The sequence below is a fragment of the Micromonospora sp. NPDC049282 genome (assembly GCF_043197045.1).
Lineage (GTDB): Bacteria > Actinomycetota > Actinomycetes > Mycobacteriales > Micromonosporaceae > Micromonospora.
Genome location: NZ_JBICSL010000014.1, coordinates 65176 through 79147, shown reverse-complemented (window position 1 = coordinate 79147; position 13972 = coordinate 65176). Strand labels below are relative to the sequence as shown.

Genomic DNA, 13972 nt, shown 5'->3' with positions numbered 1-13972 from the left:
CTCTTCGGTCATGGTGGGCCCGACACTACTCCCCGGACCAGCCCGGCGACCTGTGCAAAGGAGCAAAGATGAGCGAAGCGGAGGCCCGCGCGCGCCAGGTCGTGACGGACGCGCCGACCGATCTCATCGTGGACCGGCTCGCCGCCGAGCTGCTGCGCACGTACGGGATCACCGAGGCCGAGGTCTACCAGGTCGACTACCGGCTCGCCGAACTGCTGCCGCTGGGCGGCGGGGAGGCGGTCACCGGCCCCGGCCACCCGGCCTGGCACGCCTTCGACCACCAGGAGCCGATGGTCGTCGACGGCACCGGCTGGTTCCCGGTGGGCATGCGGGGCGAACGACGCGGCGTGCTCCGGGTCTCGCCGATGCCGGCCGACCCGGCCGCCCGCCGCGAGCTGGACACCCTCGCCTCCGTGCTCGGGCACGAGCTGGCCGCCGTGACGTCCACCACCGACCTCTACCTGACCAAGCGGCGCAGTCGGCGGCTCACCCTGGCCGCCGAGATGCAGTGGGAACTGCTGCCCGGGCGCAGCCGGATCCGCCCGTCGTTCAGCCTGGCCGGCCAGCTGGAGCCGGCGTACGCGGTGCACGGGGACAGCTTCGACTGGTCCGACGACGGCCACCGGCTCTGGCTGGCGGTGCTCAACGGCTTCGGCGAGGGGGTGGCCGCGGCGCTGCTCACCTCGCTGGCGACCTACGCGCTGCGCAACGCGCGGCGGGCCGGGCTCAGCCTGGCCGACCAGGCCGCCCTGGCCGACCAGGCGATCTACGCGCAGCACCGGGGCGGGCAGCACCTCTCCGTGCTCCTGATGGAGCTGGACCTGGCCACCGGGGCGCTGACCGCGGTCGACGCCGGCTCGCCCCACCTGATCCGGCTGCGCGGCGGAGAGGTGGCCCAGCAGGTGCTGGACAAGCAGTTCCCGCTCGGCATGTTCGACGGCACCGACTACCGGGCGCAACGGTTCCAGCTGGACCGCGGGGACCGGCTCTTCGTGGTCAGCGACGGGGTGATCGACGCCACCGCCGACCAGGTCCGGTACGGCGAGTCGGCCCTGGACCGGTTCCTACGCCGCACCGGCCCGCTGGAGCCGCTGGACGCGGTCCGGTCGCTGATCGGCGACCTGCGGGCCTTCGTCGCCGGCGACCTGGTGGACGACGCGGTGGTGGTCTGCCTGGACTGGCTGGGCCCGCAGCCGGAGACCGGCCCGGCTCAGTAGGCGCCGCGGCTGCCGAGGACCGCGCCGAACGTCTTCCAGAGGATGGTCAGGTCGGCCGCGAGCGACCAGTTCTCCACGTAGTAGAGGTCGAGCCGGATGCCGTCCTCCCAGCTCAGATCGGACCGGCCGCTGACCTGCCAGAGGCCGGTCATGCCGGGCTTGACCAGCAGCCGGCGCGCCACGTCGCCGTCGTAGCGGGCCACCTCGGAGGGCAGCGGCGGGCGCGGGCCGACCAGGCTCATCTGACCGAGCAGCACATTGGCGAGCTGGGGCAGCTCGTCCAGCGACCACCTGCGCAGCAGTCGGCCGGTCCGGGTCACCCGGGGGTCGTCGCGCATCTTGAACATCAGGCCGTCGGTCTCGTTGCGCGCGGCCAGCTCGGCGAGCAGGGCGTCGGCGTTGACCACCATGGTGCGGAACTTGAAGACGCCGAACTCCTCGCCGCCCTGACCGACCCGGGTCTGCCGGAACAGCACCGGGCCGCGGCTGTCCAGCTTGATGGCGAGCGCGAGCACCGCCAGCAGCGGCGACAGCAGGAGCAGGGCGATCAGCGAGAGCGACCGGTCGACGAACCCCTTGACCAGCTTGCGGGCGCCGCGGAACTCGGGCGCCTCGACGTGGATCAGCGGCAGGCCGGCGACCGGGCGGGTGTGGATGCGCGGACCGGCCACGTCGGTCAGCGCCGGGGCCACCACCAGGTCGACCCCGGTGCCCTCCAGCTGCCAACCGAGGCGGCGCAGCCGGGTCGCGGTCAGCTCACCGGAGGCGGTGACCGCCACCGTGTCCGCGCCGATCGCGGTCGCCGCGTCCGGGATGCCACGGAACGACCCGACCACCGGCACGTCGCCCAGCCGCTGCGGCACCGGGGCGAGCAGCGCGTCCGGGATGCAGGCGCCGACCACCTGGTAGCCGGCGTACGGCTCCCGGCGCAGGGTGTGCACCAGCTCCAGCACGTGCGCGGTGTCGCCGACCACCAGCACCTTGCGGGACCAGCCGGCGCCCCGGTCACGGGCCCGGTGCAACCGCTTGCGCGCGGCGAACCGCGCCACCTCCAGCCCGATCGTGCCGACCGCGAAGGAGATGGCCAGGAAACCCCGGGAGACCCCGACGTCGGCGATGTAGCCGGCGATGGCGATGCCGCCGGCGAGCCGCAGGCTCGCCGCGCTGACCCGGCGGTATTCGTCCGCGCCGTAGCCGAGCACCTGGTCGTCGTAGCAGCGCATGGCCTTGAGCGACACGAGCCAGGCCAGCAGCAGCGCCGGTGCGACCGCCACGTAGGGGATCTCGGAGCCGCTGGGTTGCTCGTCACCGAACCGGGCCAGGTAGCCGACCAGGATGGCCACGGCCAGCACGGCGGTGTCGAGCACCACCAGGAGCCGGATGTAGGCCCGCTCCGCGGCTCGCGTCGTTCCACCGGGTCGCTCGCCCCCCGGTCGCGACGTCCTGGCAGGAGTCAACAGCGTCGCCGAGGTCACCGGCCCTCCCCACTCAACTAAGGACCGCCCCGTCCCCGCCCGGTCCTAGTCGTCGGACCTGCGGTCGAGGCACTCGGACATCATGCCAGGACAATTATGGTTACCGATTGATTCGGACACATTACCGTCAGTTCACTTCTCGTACCTTGACCCTGGAAGCCTTCCGCCGTACCGGATTTCCGGTACGGCGGAAGGCTGTCACTGACCCGCAGGTCAGCGCGGTGCGGGTGGCCGCAGCGCGATCGCCTGGAGGAAGATCTCACCGATCTTGCTCGGGTCGGTGGTCACGAAGGCGCCGCCGCCGGCGGCGTCCGTGATCGACTTGAGCTCGGCACGGTTCACCTCGGTGCCGATACCGATGATGATCACCTGCACCGGCTGCTCGTCGTCGCGGATCTTCTTGATCTGCGCCAGCAGCTCCTTCTGCGAGATGCCGTTGTCGTCCTCGTTCTTGCCGTCGGTGAAGAGCACGATCGAGTTGACCTTGCCGGGCTCCCAGTCCTGCTGGACCTTCTTGTACGCCGCGAGCATGGTGTCGTAGAGGCCGGTGTTGCCGTTCGAGGGCCGGATGGAGGCGAGGCCGCGTTGCAGTTCGCCCCGGTTGCTCGACAGCGGCCGGATCCCGACCAGCTCCTTCCAGTCCTGCGAGCCCTGGAGGTTGGTGGAGAAGGTCCACAGGCCGATCGACCAGGAGTCGTCGAAGAGCCCCAGACCCTGGCCCGCGGCCGCGACGGTGACCTGCTCCCGGCTGGCCCCGTTGGCGGTGGCCACCGGCTTCTTCATCGAACCGGACACGTCGACGACGCAGAGCATCCGGCCGGACTGGGTGGCCACCGACCAGGTGGTGGTCGCGGTCGAGATGGCGACCGGGTCGAGGTCGGCCGCGCCACCCTGACCGGACGGCGGGACCTGCTTCTCCCCGCCGTTGGCCGGGCTCGGCGCGCCGGTCGGCGCCTGGAAACCGTTGCCCCAGTTGCCGTCCGGGGCACGCAGCGCCTGCGCCGCGAGCCGGTCCTTGAAGTCGGTCGAGCGCAACGCCTCGAACAGCACCCGCGCGGCCGAGGCCTTGCTCGGCTCGATGCCGGGCAGCACCGCGAACGGGAAGTCGAGCGGGATCGGCGCCGGATCCAGGTAGAGCGCGGCCAGCTTGATCGGCGGCTTCGTGTTGTTGTAGGCGATCACGTCCTCCTCGGACAGCGCCGCCGCGCCCAACCCGTTGGCGATGGCCGTCGGGTCGGTCGAACGCGGGAACCGCGCGAGCAGGTCCTGCCGCAGCGAGGAGCGGTTGGTGGCGAGCGCGCGCAGCGCCCCGACCATCGCCTCCTGAGCCTTCGGGGAGCCGGCCTCGCCGGTGGAGCTGGCCGCCGCGGTCAACGAGAGCAGGCCGGAGAGGCCGGCCGCGTCCTGGGTCGGCTCGACGATGCCGGCCCGCAGCGGCTTGCTGGCGGTCACCTGCTTGAGCATGTCGGACCAGCGCAGTTCCTTGTCCGGCCAGCCGATCCGCGCGGCCACCGGCTCGGGCAGCGCGACCACCACCGGGCTGCGCGCGATCGACGCGCCGTTGGCCGGCGCGAAGGCGCTGGCGCCGCCGGCCTTGAGCCGCACCAGCCAGGTCGACGAGTCGGGCACCCAGACGTCGGGGGTGACCGCGGTGCCACTGGCCTGCCCGACCCCGGCGAGCGTGGCGCCGTGCTTGCTCGCCACGGCGGCGGCCACGTCGACCGACTCGGCGGAGACGACGTTCACCGCGATGCAGGTGCCGCCGACGGCCGCGCCGTTGGCTACCCACTCGTCGGCGGCGCCGCGGACCGCGGGGGCGATCTCCGGGGCGGCCGACACCGACAGCTCGATCCGGCCCGAGCAGTTCGGGCCGGCCAGCTGCTGGTAGCCGAACCAGGACCCGGCTACGACGGCGACCAGGGCGGTCGCCGCCGCGGCGGCACCTGCCCCACGGAGATTGGAACGCATGCGATGGCGGCCAGACACGATGACCATCTTGCGTATCTCGTGGGGTTACTGCCACAACCGTTCGGACGAAAGTTACGCAGGAGAAACAGTTGATCGCATAATCAATACGTTGAGTTACGGCTCAGTGACGCAGATGATCATGATCCACTACGAACCGGGCGCTCGGTCACCACCCCGTCACAGCAGCACACACGTCGGGCTGGCCACCTGGACCGGCTCCCCGACCGGCTCCGGCACCCCGCTCCCCGCGTCCACCTGGAAGATCCTGATCAGGTCGGCCCGTTCGTCGGCGACGTACAGGTGCGCGCCGGTCAGCGCGAAGTGCCGCGGCCACCCGCCGCCGGTGTCCACCTCGGCCACCAGCTCCGGCGCCGCGCCGTCCAGCGCGAAGACGGCCACCGTGCCCACGCCGCGGTTGCCCACGTAGAGGAAGCGTCCGTCCGGGCCGACCGTCACCTCGGAGGGCTGCACGTGCCCGGCCCGGCCGCTGGCGTCCACCCGGACCCGCTGGTGCAGCCCGTCCGGCGTCAGGTCGTACGCGGTGACCGTGGCGTCCAGCTCACCGACCAGCCAGCAGCGTCGCCCGTCCGGGTGCCGGGCCAGATGCCGGGGCCCGGTGCCGGCCGGCGTCCGCAGCCGGGGCGCCCGGGGCACCAGCCGCCCGGAGTCGGCCTCCAGGTCGTAGCGGTAGACCGAGTCGGTGCCCAGGTCGACGGCGAGCAACGGTCCACCACCCGGGCCGGGCGAGACCATGTGGCAGTGCGCCCGCTCCTGCCGATCGGGATCGGCGCCGTGCCCCTCGTGCCGGACCAGGTCGGTGCGCTCCCCCGGCACGCCGTCGGCGTCCAGCGGGAACACCGCCAGGCTGCCGCCGCCGTAGTTCGCCACGAACAGGTGCCGCCCGTCCGGCGCGACCGCCAGATGGCACGGCTCGGCCCCACCGGTCGGACGCACGCCCAGCGGCGTCAGGTCGCCGTCCGGCGCCACCCGGAAGGCGCTCAGCAGCCCGTCGGGAAGCTCGTTGACGGCGTACAGCACCGGCCGGGCCGGGTGCCGGGCGAGGAACGACGGCGACGGAGTCACCGCCACGGTCCCGAGCGGGGTCAACGCCCCGGTCGTCGGGTCCCGCCGGGCCGCGACGATCCCGTCCGCCCGCCCGTCCGACTCCGCCGTGTAGCCACCGATGTGGACGACCTCGTGCTGCCCGGTCAACGCTCCCACCCTCCGCCGATCCTGCTGCGATCCAACCAGGCTTCCCGGCGAACCGCCCGGTCAGTCGTCGAACGCCGCGGAGGAATCCGCAGACGGGCGGCTCAGCCCACCGGCACCGGCTCACCCCGCTGCCGGGCCACATGCTCGACCAGCGAGATCAGCACCAGCTTGCCGGACTGCCGGTCCCGGGCGTCGCAGAGCACCAGCGGCACGTCCGGGTCGAGGTCCAGCGCATCGCGGACCGCCTCCAGGCCGAACCGCCGGGAACCCTCGAAACAGTTCACCCCGACCACGAAGGGGACGCCCCGCTGCTCGAAGTAGTCGATCGAGGGGAAGCAGTCGGCCAGCCGGCGGGTGTCCGCGAGCACCACCGCGCCGAGCGCGCCGAAGGCCAGCTCGTCCCAGAGGAACCAGAAGCGGTCCTGGCCCGGCGTGCCGAACAGGTAGACCTGCAGGTCGTCGTTGATGGTGATCCGGCCGAAGTCCATCGCCACCGTGGTGGTCGACTTCTGCTCCACCCCGGAGACGTCGTCGGTGCCGAGACCGGCCCCGGTCAGCACCTCCTCGGTCTGCAGGGGCCGGACCTCGCTCAACGCGCTGACCAGCGTCGTCTTGCCGGCGCCGAAGCCACCCGCGATGAGGATCTTCAGGGCCAGCGGCACCCGCGACGCGGCCGGCTCCTGGTCAAAGCGCACGGAGTCCACTGACCACCGCCTTGAGGATGTTGTCGTCGGGCAGGTACGCGGTGGCCGAGGGCCGGTGCACCGCGACGAACCCATGGGCGAGGAGGTCGCCGAGCAGCACCCGGACCACGCCGACGGCGAGGTCCAGGTCGGCGGCGAGGTCGGCGACGGCCTTCGGCCGCCGGGCCAGCTCGACCAGGCGGCGGTGCTCCGGTTGGAGACCGGGAACACCTGCCGACGCGGCCGCCGACGTGGTGAGCACGAAGGCCAGCAGGTCGAAGCCGTCGACCGGCGGGCGCACCCGCCCACCGGTGAGCGTGTACGGGCGGACCACCGGGCCGGCGTCGGCGTCCAGCCACTCGTGCTGGGGCCCCGGCGACTCAGCGCGCATCGGTCGGCGCTCCCACCGTCCGGGCCGGCGCGGCCAGGTTCTCACCGACGCGGATGACCAGCATGGCCATCTCGTACGCCACCAGGCCGATGTCCGCGTCGGCGTCGCTCGCCACGGCCAGGCAGGCGCCCTGCCCGGCGGCCGTGACGAACAGGTACGCCGATTCCATCTCCACCACCGTCTGGCGGACCGCGCCGCCGTCCAGGTGCCGGGTTGCGCCCTTGGCCAGGCCGGAGAAGCCGGACGCCAGCGCGCAGAGGTGCTCCGCGTCGGTGCGGTCCTGGTCGGCGGACGCGCCGAGCAGGAGCCCGTCCGCCGAGAGGACCACCGCCCGGCGGGCGGCCGGCACCCGCTCCACCAGGTCGTCGAGCAGCCAGTCGAGATCGGCGTTCTGCCGCGTCGTGTGCACCACTAGGCGTCCCTCTCAGTCGCGGTTGATCGGTCCGGCGCCGGCGGGGAGGGCTCCGTGGCCGGCTCCGGCGCGGTGGGCGGCGTACCGGTGTCGCCCGGCACGTCGGTGGGCGTGTCCGGGCCGGCGCCCCGGATCCGGGTGACCGCCGGGCCGCCGGCCCGGGTGCCGTCCCGGCGCCCGCGCGCGGTGCCCGCCTGCAACGCGGACATGGCCCGGCGCGCCTCCTCCGGCGGGCGGTGGGCCGGCGTGTCGGCGACGACCGCGCGGGGACGCGCCGCCGGCCCGCGCCGCCGCACCCGGCGGGGCAGGCCGTCCCCGTCGGCGGGCGGCTCCACGGTCGAGGCCCGGGTGGTCGGCAGCGGGATCACGGTGGATTCCGAGCGTTCCCGCCCCGGCCGGCCCGCCCGGCCACGCGGCACCGTGGTCAGCCGGCTCACCTTGGCCATCCGCCGCCGCTCCGGCCCGACGGAGGCGGCGTCCGGACCGACCGGCGGCTCGCCGGTGATCAGGTCGGACGGTACGAACACCGCGGCGGTCGTCCCGGTCGGTCGGCCCGGCCTGAGCTCCACCCGTACGCCGTGCCGCGCGGCCAGCCGGGCCACCACGAACAGGCCCAGCCGGGCGCTGTCGGCCGGGTCGAACTCCGGCGGGGCGGCCAGCTTGCGGTTGGCCGCCGCCATCGTCGGCGGCGACATGCCCAGCCCTCGGTCGGCGATCTCGATGGCGTAGCCGCCCGGCACGGTCCGGCCGGTCACGTCCACCCGGGTGCCGGGCGGGGAGAAGGCGGTCGCGTTCTCGATCAGCTCGGCGAGCAGGTGGATCACGTCGCCGACGGCCCGGCCGAGCACCCCGGCCGGCTGCACCTCGCCCACGTCGACCCGGTGGTACGCCTCGACCTCGGAGATCGCCCCGCGCATCACGTCCACCGCGGCGACCGGCCGGCGCCAGCCCCGCCCGGGTGCGGCGCCGGCCAGGATGACCAGGTCCTCGGCGTGCCGGCGGAGTCGGGTGGCGAGGTGGTCGACCTGGAACAGCCCGGCCAGCTCGTCCGGGTCCTCGGTACGCCGTTCCAGCCGGTCCAGCAGCGCCAGTTGGCGGTGGACCAGACCCTGGCTGCGCCGGGCGAGGTTGAGGATGACCTCGTTGAAGCCGCGGCGCAGGGTGACCTCGTCGACGGCGGCCTGCACGGCGGTGCGGCGCACCTCGTTGAAGGCGCGCGCCACCTGGCCGATCTCGTCCCCGCCGTGGTCCATCTCGGGTGCCTCGCGGGCGACGTCGACCTCCTCGCCCCGGCGCAGCCGGGCGACCACGTCGGGCAGCCGCTCCTCGGCCATCTCGGTCGCGGCCGACCGCACGCCGGTGAGCCGGTGCGCCAGCGACCGACCCACCCGCAGTGCCACCAGCACGCAGACGACGATCGCGGCCAGGCCGAGCACCCCGGCGGCGGCGAGCTGGACCAGGATGCGCACCGCCATCGGCACCGACCGTTCGGTGAGGCTGTCCGCGCCGCGCAGCTCGAAGTCCCGCAGGCCCTGCCAGACCTCGGCGTGGCTGCTCTCCCAGGCCCGCACGTCGAACCCGGCGGGCAGGTCGTCGGCGCGGATCAGCGCGTCCTGCAGGGCGCGCAGCCGTAGGAAGGCGGCGCCCTCGATGAGTCGCTGGTAGCCGGTCCGCTCGTCGGGCGGCAGGTCGGCGACCGCGTTCTCGGCCAGGAACCGCTGGTTCTCCACGGTCCGCACCAGCTGCTCGTGCTCGCCCTCGGCGTACCGGCCGGCGGTGACCGCGCCGGCCAGCAGCGCGTCGACCTGGCCGAGCAGCTCGCGGGAGCGGCCCAGCGCGGTGAGCGCCGACGCCTCCCGGTTGAGGTGGACGTCGGGCAGCGTGGCCATGGCGGAGAACGCCTGGAACGCGGAGCCGATCATCCCGCTGTAGAGCCCGACCGCGCCGGCCCGGTCCACCTTCCGGTCGTCGATGAAGACCCGCCCCGCGGGCAGCGCCTCGAGCGCCGCGCCCAGCTGGTCGAGCCGCGCGTCGAGCTGGTCGTCGGCCGCGTCGCGCAGGTCCTCGCCGTCGATCCGCCGGCGCAGCTCGGCGACGGCCTGGTCGGTGCGGTCGCGTTGCCCGGCCAGCTCCGGCAGGATGCCGTCGCCGGCCAGCTGGATCACCGAGAGCCGCCGTTCCCGCTGCAGCTCGGCGACCACGTTCTCGCCCGGCCGGCCCAGGTCGTAGAGGAGGGTGCGGGCGGCGAGCAGATCCAGCGCCGGCCCGAAGGTCAGCGTGGTGGCGAAGATCCACAATGCCAGCAGCCCGGTCACCGGACCGACGACCAGCGCGGTCAGCTTGGCGCGGATCGGCCAGTCGCGGATGTTCAATAAGACCTCGCCCGGGAAGATTCGCTGGGTGGCGCCGGCAGCGGCCGTCAGGTCGCCGGCCACGACGCCGGGCCCCGACCCGGACGCCTTGGGCAGGATACGTAATCCCCGGCGGATGCACTACCGGCCGTCTCGACGCTCACTACGGTCCGAGATGGCCCCGCGGGACGCCGTTGGAGCCCGACCGGCACCCGGACGGGCCTTTCCTGGAACGGCTCAGCTTTCGCGTTTCGCTCGGGAAAGTGCTCCGGAACGGGATTGGCGATCACCCCCACCAGGGAATACCAGCTCCGAAGGAGGAGCCATGTCGCCCACCCAGGTAGTCGTCATAGTCATCGTCGTCGTCGTGGTCGCCGCTCTGGTCGCGTTCGCCGTGGTCGCGAACCGCCGGCGGGCGCTGCGGCAGCGTTTCGGCCCGGAGTACGACCGGGCCGTCCAGGAGCAGGACAGCCGGGGCGCCGCCGAGCGCGAGCTGCGGGAACGCGAGCGTCGGCACGCCGAGCTGGAGCTGACCCCGCTCAGCCCGGAGTCGCGGGCCCGCTACGCCGCCGCCTGGGAGGAACTCCAGGTGCGCTTCGTCGACTCGCCGGCGGAAACCGTCGGCGACGCCGACGAACTGGTCAGCCGGTTGATCGCCGAGCGCGGATACCCCACCGGGGACTTCACCGACCAGATCGCCCACCTCTCCGTCGAGCACGCCCGCACGCTTACCCACTACCGAGACGCCCACGAGATCCGGCAGCGCAACGAGCGCGGTGAGGCCGGCACCGAGGACCTCCGGCAGGCGCTGGTGCACTACCGGGCCCTCTTCGCCGATCTGCTCGGTGAGGACCCGGTCGGCCAGCGGGCGCCGGAGCAGCGCCACCCCGATTCCGAGCACGACGCCACGAGCCGCTGAGGAGCCGCCGCCATGCGCCAGGAAGAGCAGCAGGTCACGCAGGACCACCCCGAGGCCGTACGGTCCGCGCCGGTACCGGTCCCGCCGCCGGACGCCGACCGCGACGGCCGGGCCGAGGTGCCCGAGGACGCGCTGCACGACCGGGGCACGTTCGACGACCCGGCCGTGGGCGACGAGCGGGCCGCGGGGCTCGACGAGACTCGGGCGTACGACGCCGCTGAGCTGCGGGACGAGGCCGGCCGGTCGGACGACGACGAGGGGCGCGACGACGACGGGCGGCCCGCGTTCCACGAGCCGGCGCCGCTGCCGACGGCGTTCGGCGCGGCCACGGTGGGCGACGCCGTCGCCGCCTCGGCGCTGGCCGGCGGCCGTCCGCAGGACGAGCGGGACGCGCGCGGCGAGGACACCGCCGTCCCGGGCGACGGCGCGCCGGGCCGGACCGACCCGCTGGACGACGAGCGGGCCGACCCCACCGCCGGTGACCGGCTGCACGACCGGGACCGCTGGGCGGCCGAGCACCCCGACGCGGACCGCGACGACACCCTCGTCGGCGACACGGACCGGGACGACACCGTGGCCGACCACGCGGACCGCGACGACACCGTGGCCGACCACGCGGACCGCGACGACACCGTGGCCGACCACGCGGACCGCGACGGCGTGCCGGGCTCGGACCCCGACCGGGACGACGCGGTGGCCGCCGGCGCGGTCGGCTACGGCAGCCCCGAGCCGGGCCTGGTCGACCCCGACGCCGACGCCGACGGGCGGCACCACGACACCGTCGCCCCGGAGACCGCCACCGCGGCGGCGGGCACGGTGGCCGGTGGCGCGGCCGGCGCGGCGCTGGCCGGCGCGGACCGGCCCACGCCCGGCGCCGTGCCGGGCGACGCGGCGACGCTGTTCGCGCCCGAGGCGGCGCAGGGCTTCCGGGACCGCTGGCGCGACGTCCAGCTGCGCTTCGTGGACGACCCGAAGGCCGCGGTCGGCGAGGCGGAGTCGCTGGTCGAGGAGGCGATCGAGGCGCTGTCCACGGCGCTGCGGGAGCAGCGCACCCGGCTCGGCGCCTGGCAGGAGTCCGGCTCGTCCGACACCGAGCAGCTCCGGATGGCCGTACGCGGCTACCGCGACTTCCTGGACCGCGTGCTGGGACGCTGACACCCCCGACCCGCGACCTCACACGGCCGACCGTGTGAGGAGGGGCCCCTTCTCGACGCCAGGCGTCCAAGAAGGGGCCCCTCCTTGCGTCTCAGAGAGGGGCGGACCGCGCAGCGGGCATGAAACTTCGCGATCGGGGTAACTGCCGGCGCAGCACCCACCCACACGAGGGGAGCAACAGGCATGGGCAGCGGCCTACGGTTGAACATGAACGCCCTGGACTACCTGATCCTGGCGCTCTACTTCGTCACGGTGCTCGGGGTCGGTTTCGCCGCCCGACGTGCCATCAAGACCAGCGTCGACTTCTTCCTCTCCGGGCGATCGCTACCCGCCTGGGTCACCGGCCTGGCGTTCGTCTCGGCGAACCTGGGCGCGCTGGAGATCATCGGAATGGCCGCCAACGGCGCCCAGTACGGCATCATGACGGTGCACTACTACTGGATCGGCGCGGTACCGGCGATGGTCTTCCTCGGCATCGTGATGATGCCGTTCTACTACGGCTCCAAGGTCCGCAGCGTGCCGGAATACCTGCGGCTGCGCTTCAACCGCCCCACCCACCTGCTCAACGCGATCAGCTTCGCGGTCGCCCAGGTGCTGATCGCGGGCGTGAACCTCTACGCGCTGGCGCTGATCATGCAGGCGCTGCTGGGCTGGCCGCTCTGGGTCGCGATCGTGATCGGCGCGGCGATCGTGCTGGCGTACATCACGATCGGCGGGCTCTCCGGCGCGATCTACAACGAGGTGCTGCAGTTCTTCGTGATCATCGCGGGCCTGGTGCCGATCACGGTGATCGGCCTGGTCAAGGTCGGCGGCGTGAACGGACTGATGGACGCGGTACGGGAGTCCAAGCTCGGCGAGGCCGGCCTGCACGCCTGGCAGGGCACCGGCAGCACCGACAACCCGCTCGGCGCGCACTGGCTGGGCATCGTCTTCGGCCTCGGCTTCGTGCTCTCCTTCGGCTACTGGACCACCAACTTCGCCGAGGTGCAGCGCGCGCTGTCGGCACGGAACATGAGCGCCGCCCGGCGCACCCCGATCATCGGGGCGTACCCGAAGCTGCTCATCCCGGCGGTGACCGTGATCCCCGGCCTGATCGCCCTGATCACGGTCAAGGGGCTGGGCGCCGACCAGGGCGACCTGGTCTACAACAACGCGATCCCGCTGCTCATGCGCGACCTGCTGCCCAACGGCGTGCTCGGCATCGCGGTGACCGGGCTGGTGGCGTCGTTCATGGCCGGCATGGCGGCCAACGTCAGCGGCTTCAACACCGTGTTCACCTACGACATCTGGCAGGCGTACTTCCGGCGGGACCGCCCGGACGAGCACTACGTGAAGGTGGGCCGGATCGCCACGGTCCTGGCCGTCGTGGTCGGCATCGGCACCGCGTTCATCGCGGCCGGCTTCAGCAACATCATGAATTACATCCAGGCCCTCTTCTCGGTCTTCAACGCCCCGCTCTTCGGCACCTTCATCATCGGCATGTTCTGGCGGCGGATGAGCGCGCTGGCCGGTTTCTGGTCGCTGTTCTCCGGCACCGTGGTGGCGATGGCCACCTACCTGCTCTACAAGGTCGGGGTGATCAGCTTCAACTCCGACCTGGAGGAGAGCTTCTGGGGCGCGGGCCTGGCCTTCGTGACCGTCGCGGTGGTGGCCGCGATCGTCACGCCGCTGACCCGGCCGAAGACCGACGACGAGCTGACCGGCCTGGTGTACGGCATGAGCGACACCACGCTCAAGGACGACTCGCTGGCCGGCGACGCGGCCTGGTACCGCTCCCCGGTGCTGCTCGGCGTCGTCGCCGTGGTGCTCGCCGCCCTCTTCTACATCCCGGTCTTCTGAGGAAGGGACCCACGTCATGGCAGACAACGAGGACCGCTACCAGGACGGCGAGGCCCACGACCCGCTGGTCGACGAGACCGAGGACGCCCGGGAGGAGAACTCGGCCGCGGCCCGGCTGTTCGACATCCGCCGGGTCATCGGTGGACTGTTCGTGGCGTACGGGCTGATCGTCGGGCTGATGGGGCTCTTCGACTCGTCGGCCGAGATCGACAAGGCGCAGGGCCTGCGGATCAACCTGTGGGCCGGCGCGGTGATGCTGGTCTTCGGGCTGCTCATGCTGCTCTGGCAGAAGGTGAGCCCGACGGAGGCGCCGAACACGCGCTCCGACGAGTCCTGAGCCGCCGGTGCCG

Annotated in this window: 12 protein-coding genes; 5 read left to right on the top strand and 7 right to left on the bottom strand. The window is 73.2% G+C overall.

Features of this window, described 5'->3' with window-relative positions; translation table 11 throughout:
- Window positions 1–68 precede the first annotated feature (68 nt).
- The gene (locus ACGFI2_RS21965) at window positions 69–1217 is read left to right on the top strand and encodes a PP2C family protein-serine/threonine phosphatase (RefSeq protein WP_393520061.1); all 1149 of its coding nucleotides are present in this window, start codon (window positions 69–71) and stop codon (window positions 1215–1217) included.
- On the opposite strand, the gene ACGFI2_RS21960 is transcribed toward ACGFI2_RS21965, so the two are convergent.
- From ACGFI2_RS21960 to ACGFI2_RS21930, 7 genes are all read right to left on the bottom strand, one after another.
- A complete protein-coding gene (locus tag ACGFI2_RS21960) occupies window positions 1211–2692 on the bottom strand; it encodes a sugar transferase (RefSeq protein WP_393520058.1) in 1482 nt (493 codons plus the stop codon). The two genes, ACGFI2_RS21965 and ACGFI2_RS21960, sit on opposite strands and share 7 nt — an antisense overlap.
- 213 nt (window positions 2693–2905) lie before the next feature.
- A complete protein-coding gene (locus ACGFI2_RS21955; RefSeq protein ID WP_393520055.1) occupies window positions 2906–4660 on the bottom strand; it encodes a substrate-binding domain-containing protein in 1755 nt (584 codons plus the stop codon).
- A gap of 177 nt (window positions 4661–4837) precedes the next feature.
- Window positions 4838–5872, bottom strand: coding sequence for a lactonase family protein (locus tag ACGFI2_RS21950; RefSeq protein ID WP_393520052.1), 1035 nt, complete (start codon window positions 5870–5872; stop codon window positions 4838–4840).
- A 101-nt stretch (window positions 5873–5973) separates the two neighbouring features.
- Window positions 5974–6576, bottom strand: coding sequence for an ATP/GTP-binding protein (locus ACGFI2_RS21945; RefSeq protein WP_393520049.1), 603 nt, complete (start codon window positions 6574–6576; stop codon window positions 5974–5976).
- The gene (locus ACGFI2_RS21940) at window positions 6557–6946 is read right to left on the bottom strand and encodes a DUF742 domain-containing protein (RefSeq protein ID WP_393520046.1); all 390 of its coding nucleotides are present in this window, start codon (window positions 6944–6946) and stop codon (window positions 6557–6559) included. Before ACGFI2_RS21940 ends, ACGFI2_RS21945 begins: the two co-directional genes overlap by 20 nt.
- Window positions 6936–7358 carry a roadblock/LC7 domain-containing protein gene (locus tag ACGFI2_RS21935; RefSeq protein ID WP_393520043.1) on the bottom strand — a complete coding sequence of 141 codons (423 nt, stop codon included), beginning with the start codon at window positions 7356–7358 and terminating at the stop codon, window positions 6936–6938. The genes ACGFI2_RS21940 and ACGFI2_RS21935 overlap by 11 nt, the downstream gene beginning before the upstream one ends.
- Window positions 7358–9730: a nitrate- and nitrite sensing domain-containing protein gene (locus tag ACGFI2_RS21930; RefSeq protein WP_393520346.1), complete on the bottom strand. Its 2373-nt coding sequence runs from the start codon at window positions 9728–9730 to the stop codon at window positions 7358–7360. The genes ACGFI2_RS21935 and ACGFI2_RS21930 overlap by 1 nt, the downstream gene beginning before the upstream one ends.
- Before the next feature lie 304 nt (window positions 9731–10034).
- Between ACGFI2_RS21930 and ACGFI2_RS21925 the strand changes: the two genes are divergently transcribed.
- The 4 genes from ACGFI2_RS21925 to ACGFI2_RS21910 all read left to right on the top strand — a co-directional run bounded on the left by ACGFI2_RS21925 (window position 10035) and on the right by ACGFI2_RS21910 (window position 13959).
- Window positions 10035–10628: a hypothetical protein gene (locus tag ACGFI2_RS21925; RefSeq protein ID WP_393520040.1), complete on the top strand. Its 594-nt coding sequence runs from the start codon at window positions 10035–10037 to the stop codon at window positions 10626–10628.
- Window positions 10629–10640: 12 nt separating this feature from the next.
- A complete protein-coding gene (locus ACGFI2_RS21920) occupies window positions 10641–11783 on the top strand; it encodes a hypothetical protein (protein WP_393520038.1) in 1143 nt (380 codons plus the stop codon).
- A gap of 183 nt (window positions 11784–11966) precedes the next feature.
- A complete protein-coding gene (locus ACGFI2_RS21915; protein WP_393520035.1) occupies window positions 11967–13622 on the top strand; it encodes a sodium:solute symporter family protein in 1656 nt (551 codons plus the stop codon).
- Between the two features lie 16 nt (window positions 13623–13638).
- On the top strand, window positions 13639–13959 hold the full coding sequence (locus ACGFI2_RS21910; protein WP_393520032.1) for a hypothetical protein: 321 nt from the start codon (window positions 13639–13641) through the stop codon (window positions 13957–13959).
- Window positions 13960–13972 lie beyond the last annotated feature (13 nt).

Excerpts from the sequence above, each read along its gene's own strand:
- ACGFI2_RS21915 (WP_393520035.1), top strand. The coding sequence starts at position 11,967 with ATGGGCAGCGGCCTACGGTTGAACATGAACGCCCTGGACTACCTGATC.
- ACGFI2_RS21965 (WP_393520061.1), top strand. The coding sequence starts at position 69 with ATGAGCGAAGCGGAGGCCCGCGCGCGCCAGGTCGTGACGGACGCGCCG.
- ACGFI2_RS21910 (WP_393520032.1), top strand. The coding sequence starts at position 13,639 with ATGGCAGACAACGAGGACCGCTACCAGGACGGCGAGGCCCACGACCCG.
- ACGFI2_RS21955 (WP_393520055.1), bottom strand. The coding sequence starts at position 4,660 with ATGCGTTCCAATCTCCGTGGGGCAGGTGCCGCCGCGGCGGCGACCGCC.
- ACGFI2_RS21920 (WP_393520038.1), top strand. The coding sequence starts at position 10,641 with ATGCGCCAGGAAGAGCAGCAGGTCACGCAGGACCACCCCGAGGCCGTA.
- ACGFI2_RS21940 (WP_393520046.1), bottom strand. The coding sequence starts at position 6,946 with ATGCGCGCTGAGTCGCCGGGGCCCCAGCACGAGTGGCTGGACGCCGAC.
- ACGFI2_RS21925 (WP_393520040.1), top strand. The coding sequence starts at position 10,035 with ATGTCGCCCACCCAGGTAGTCGTCATAGTCATCGTCGTCGTCGTGGTC.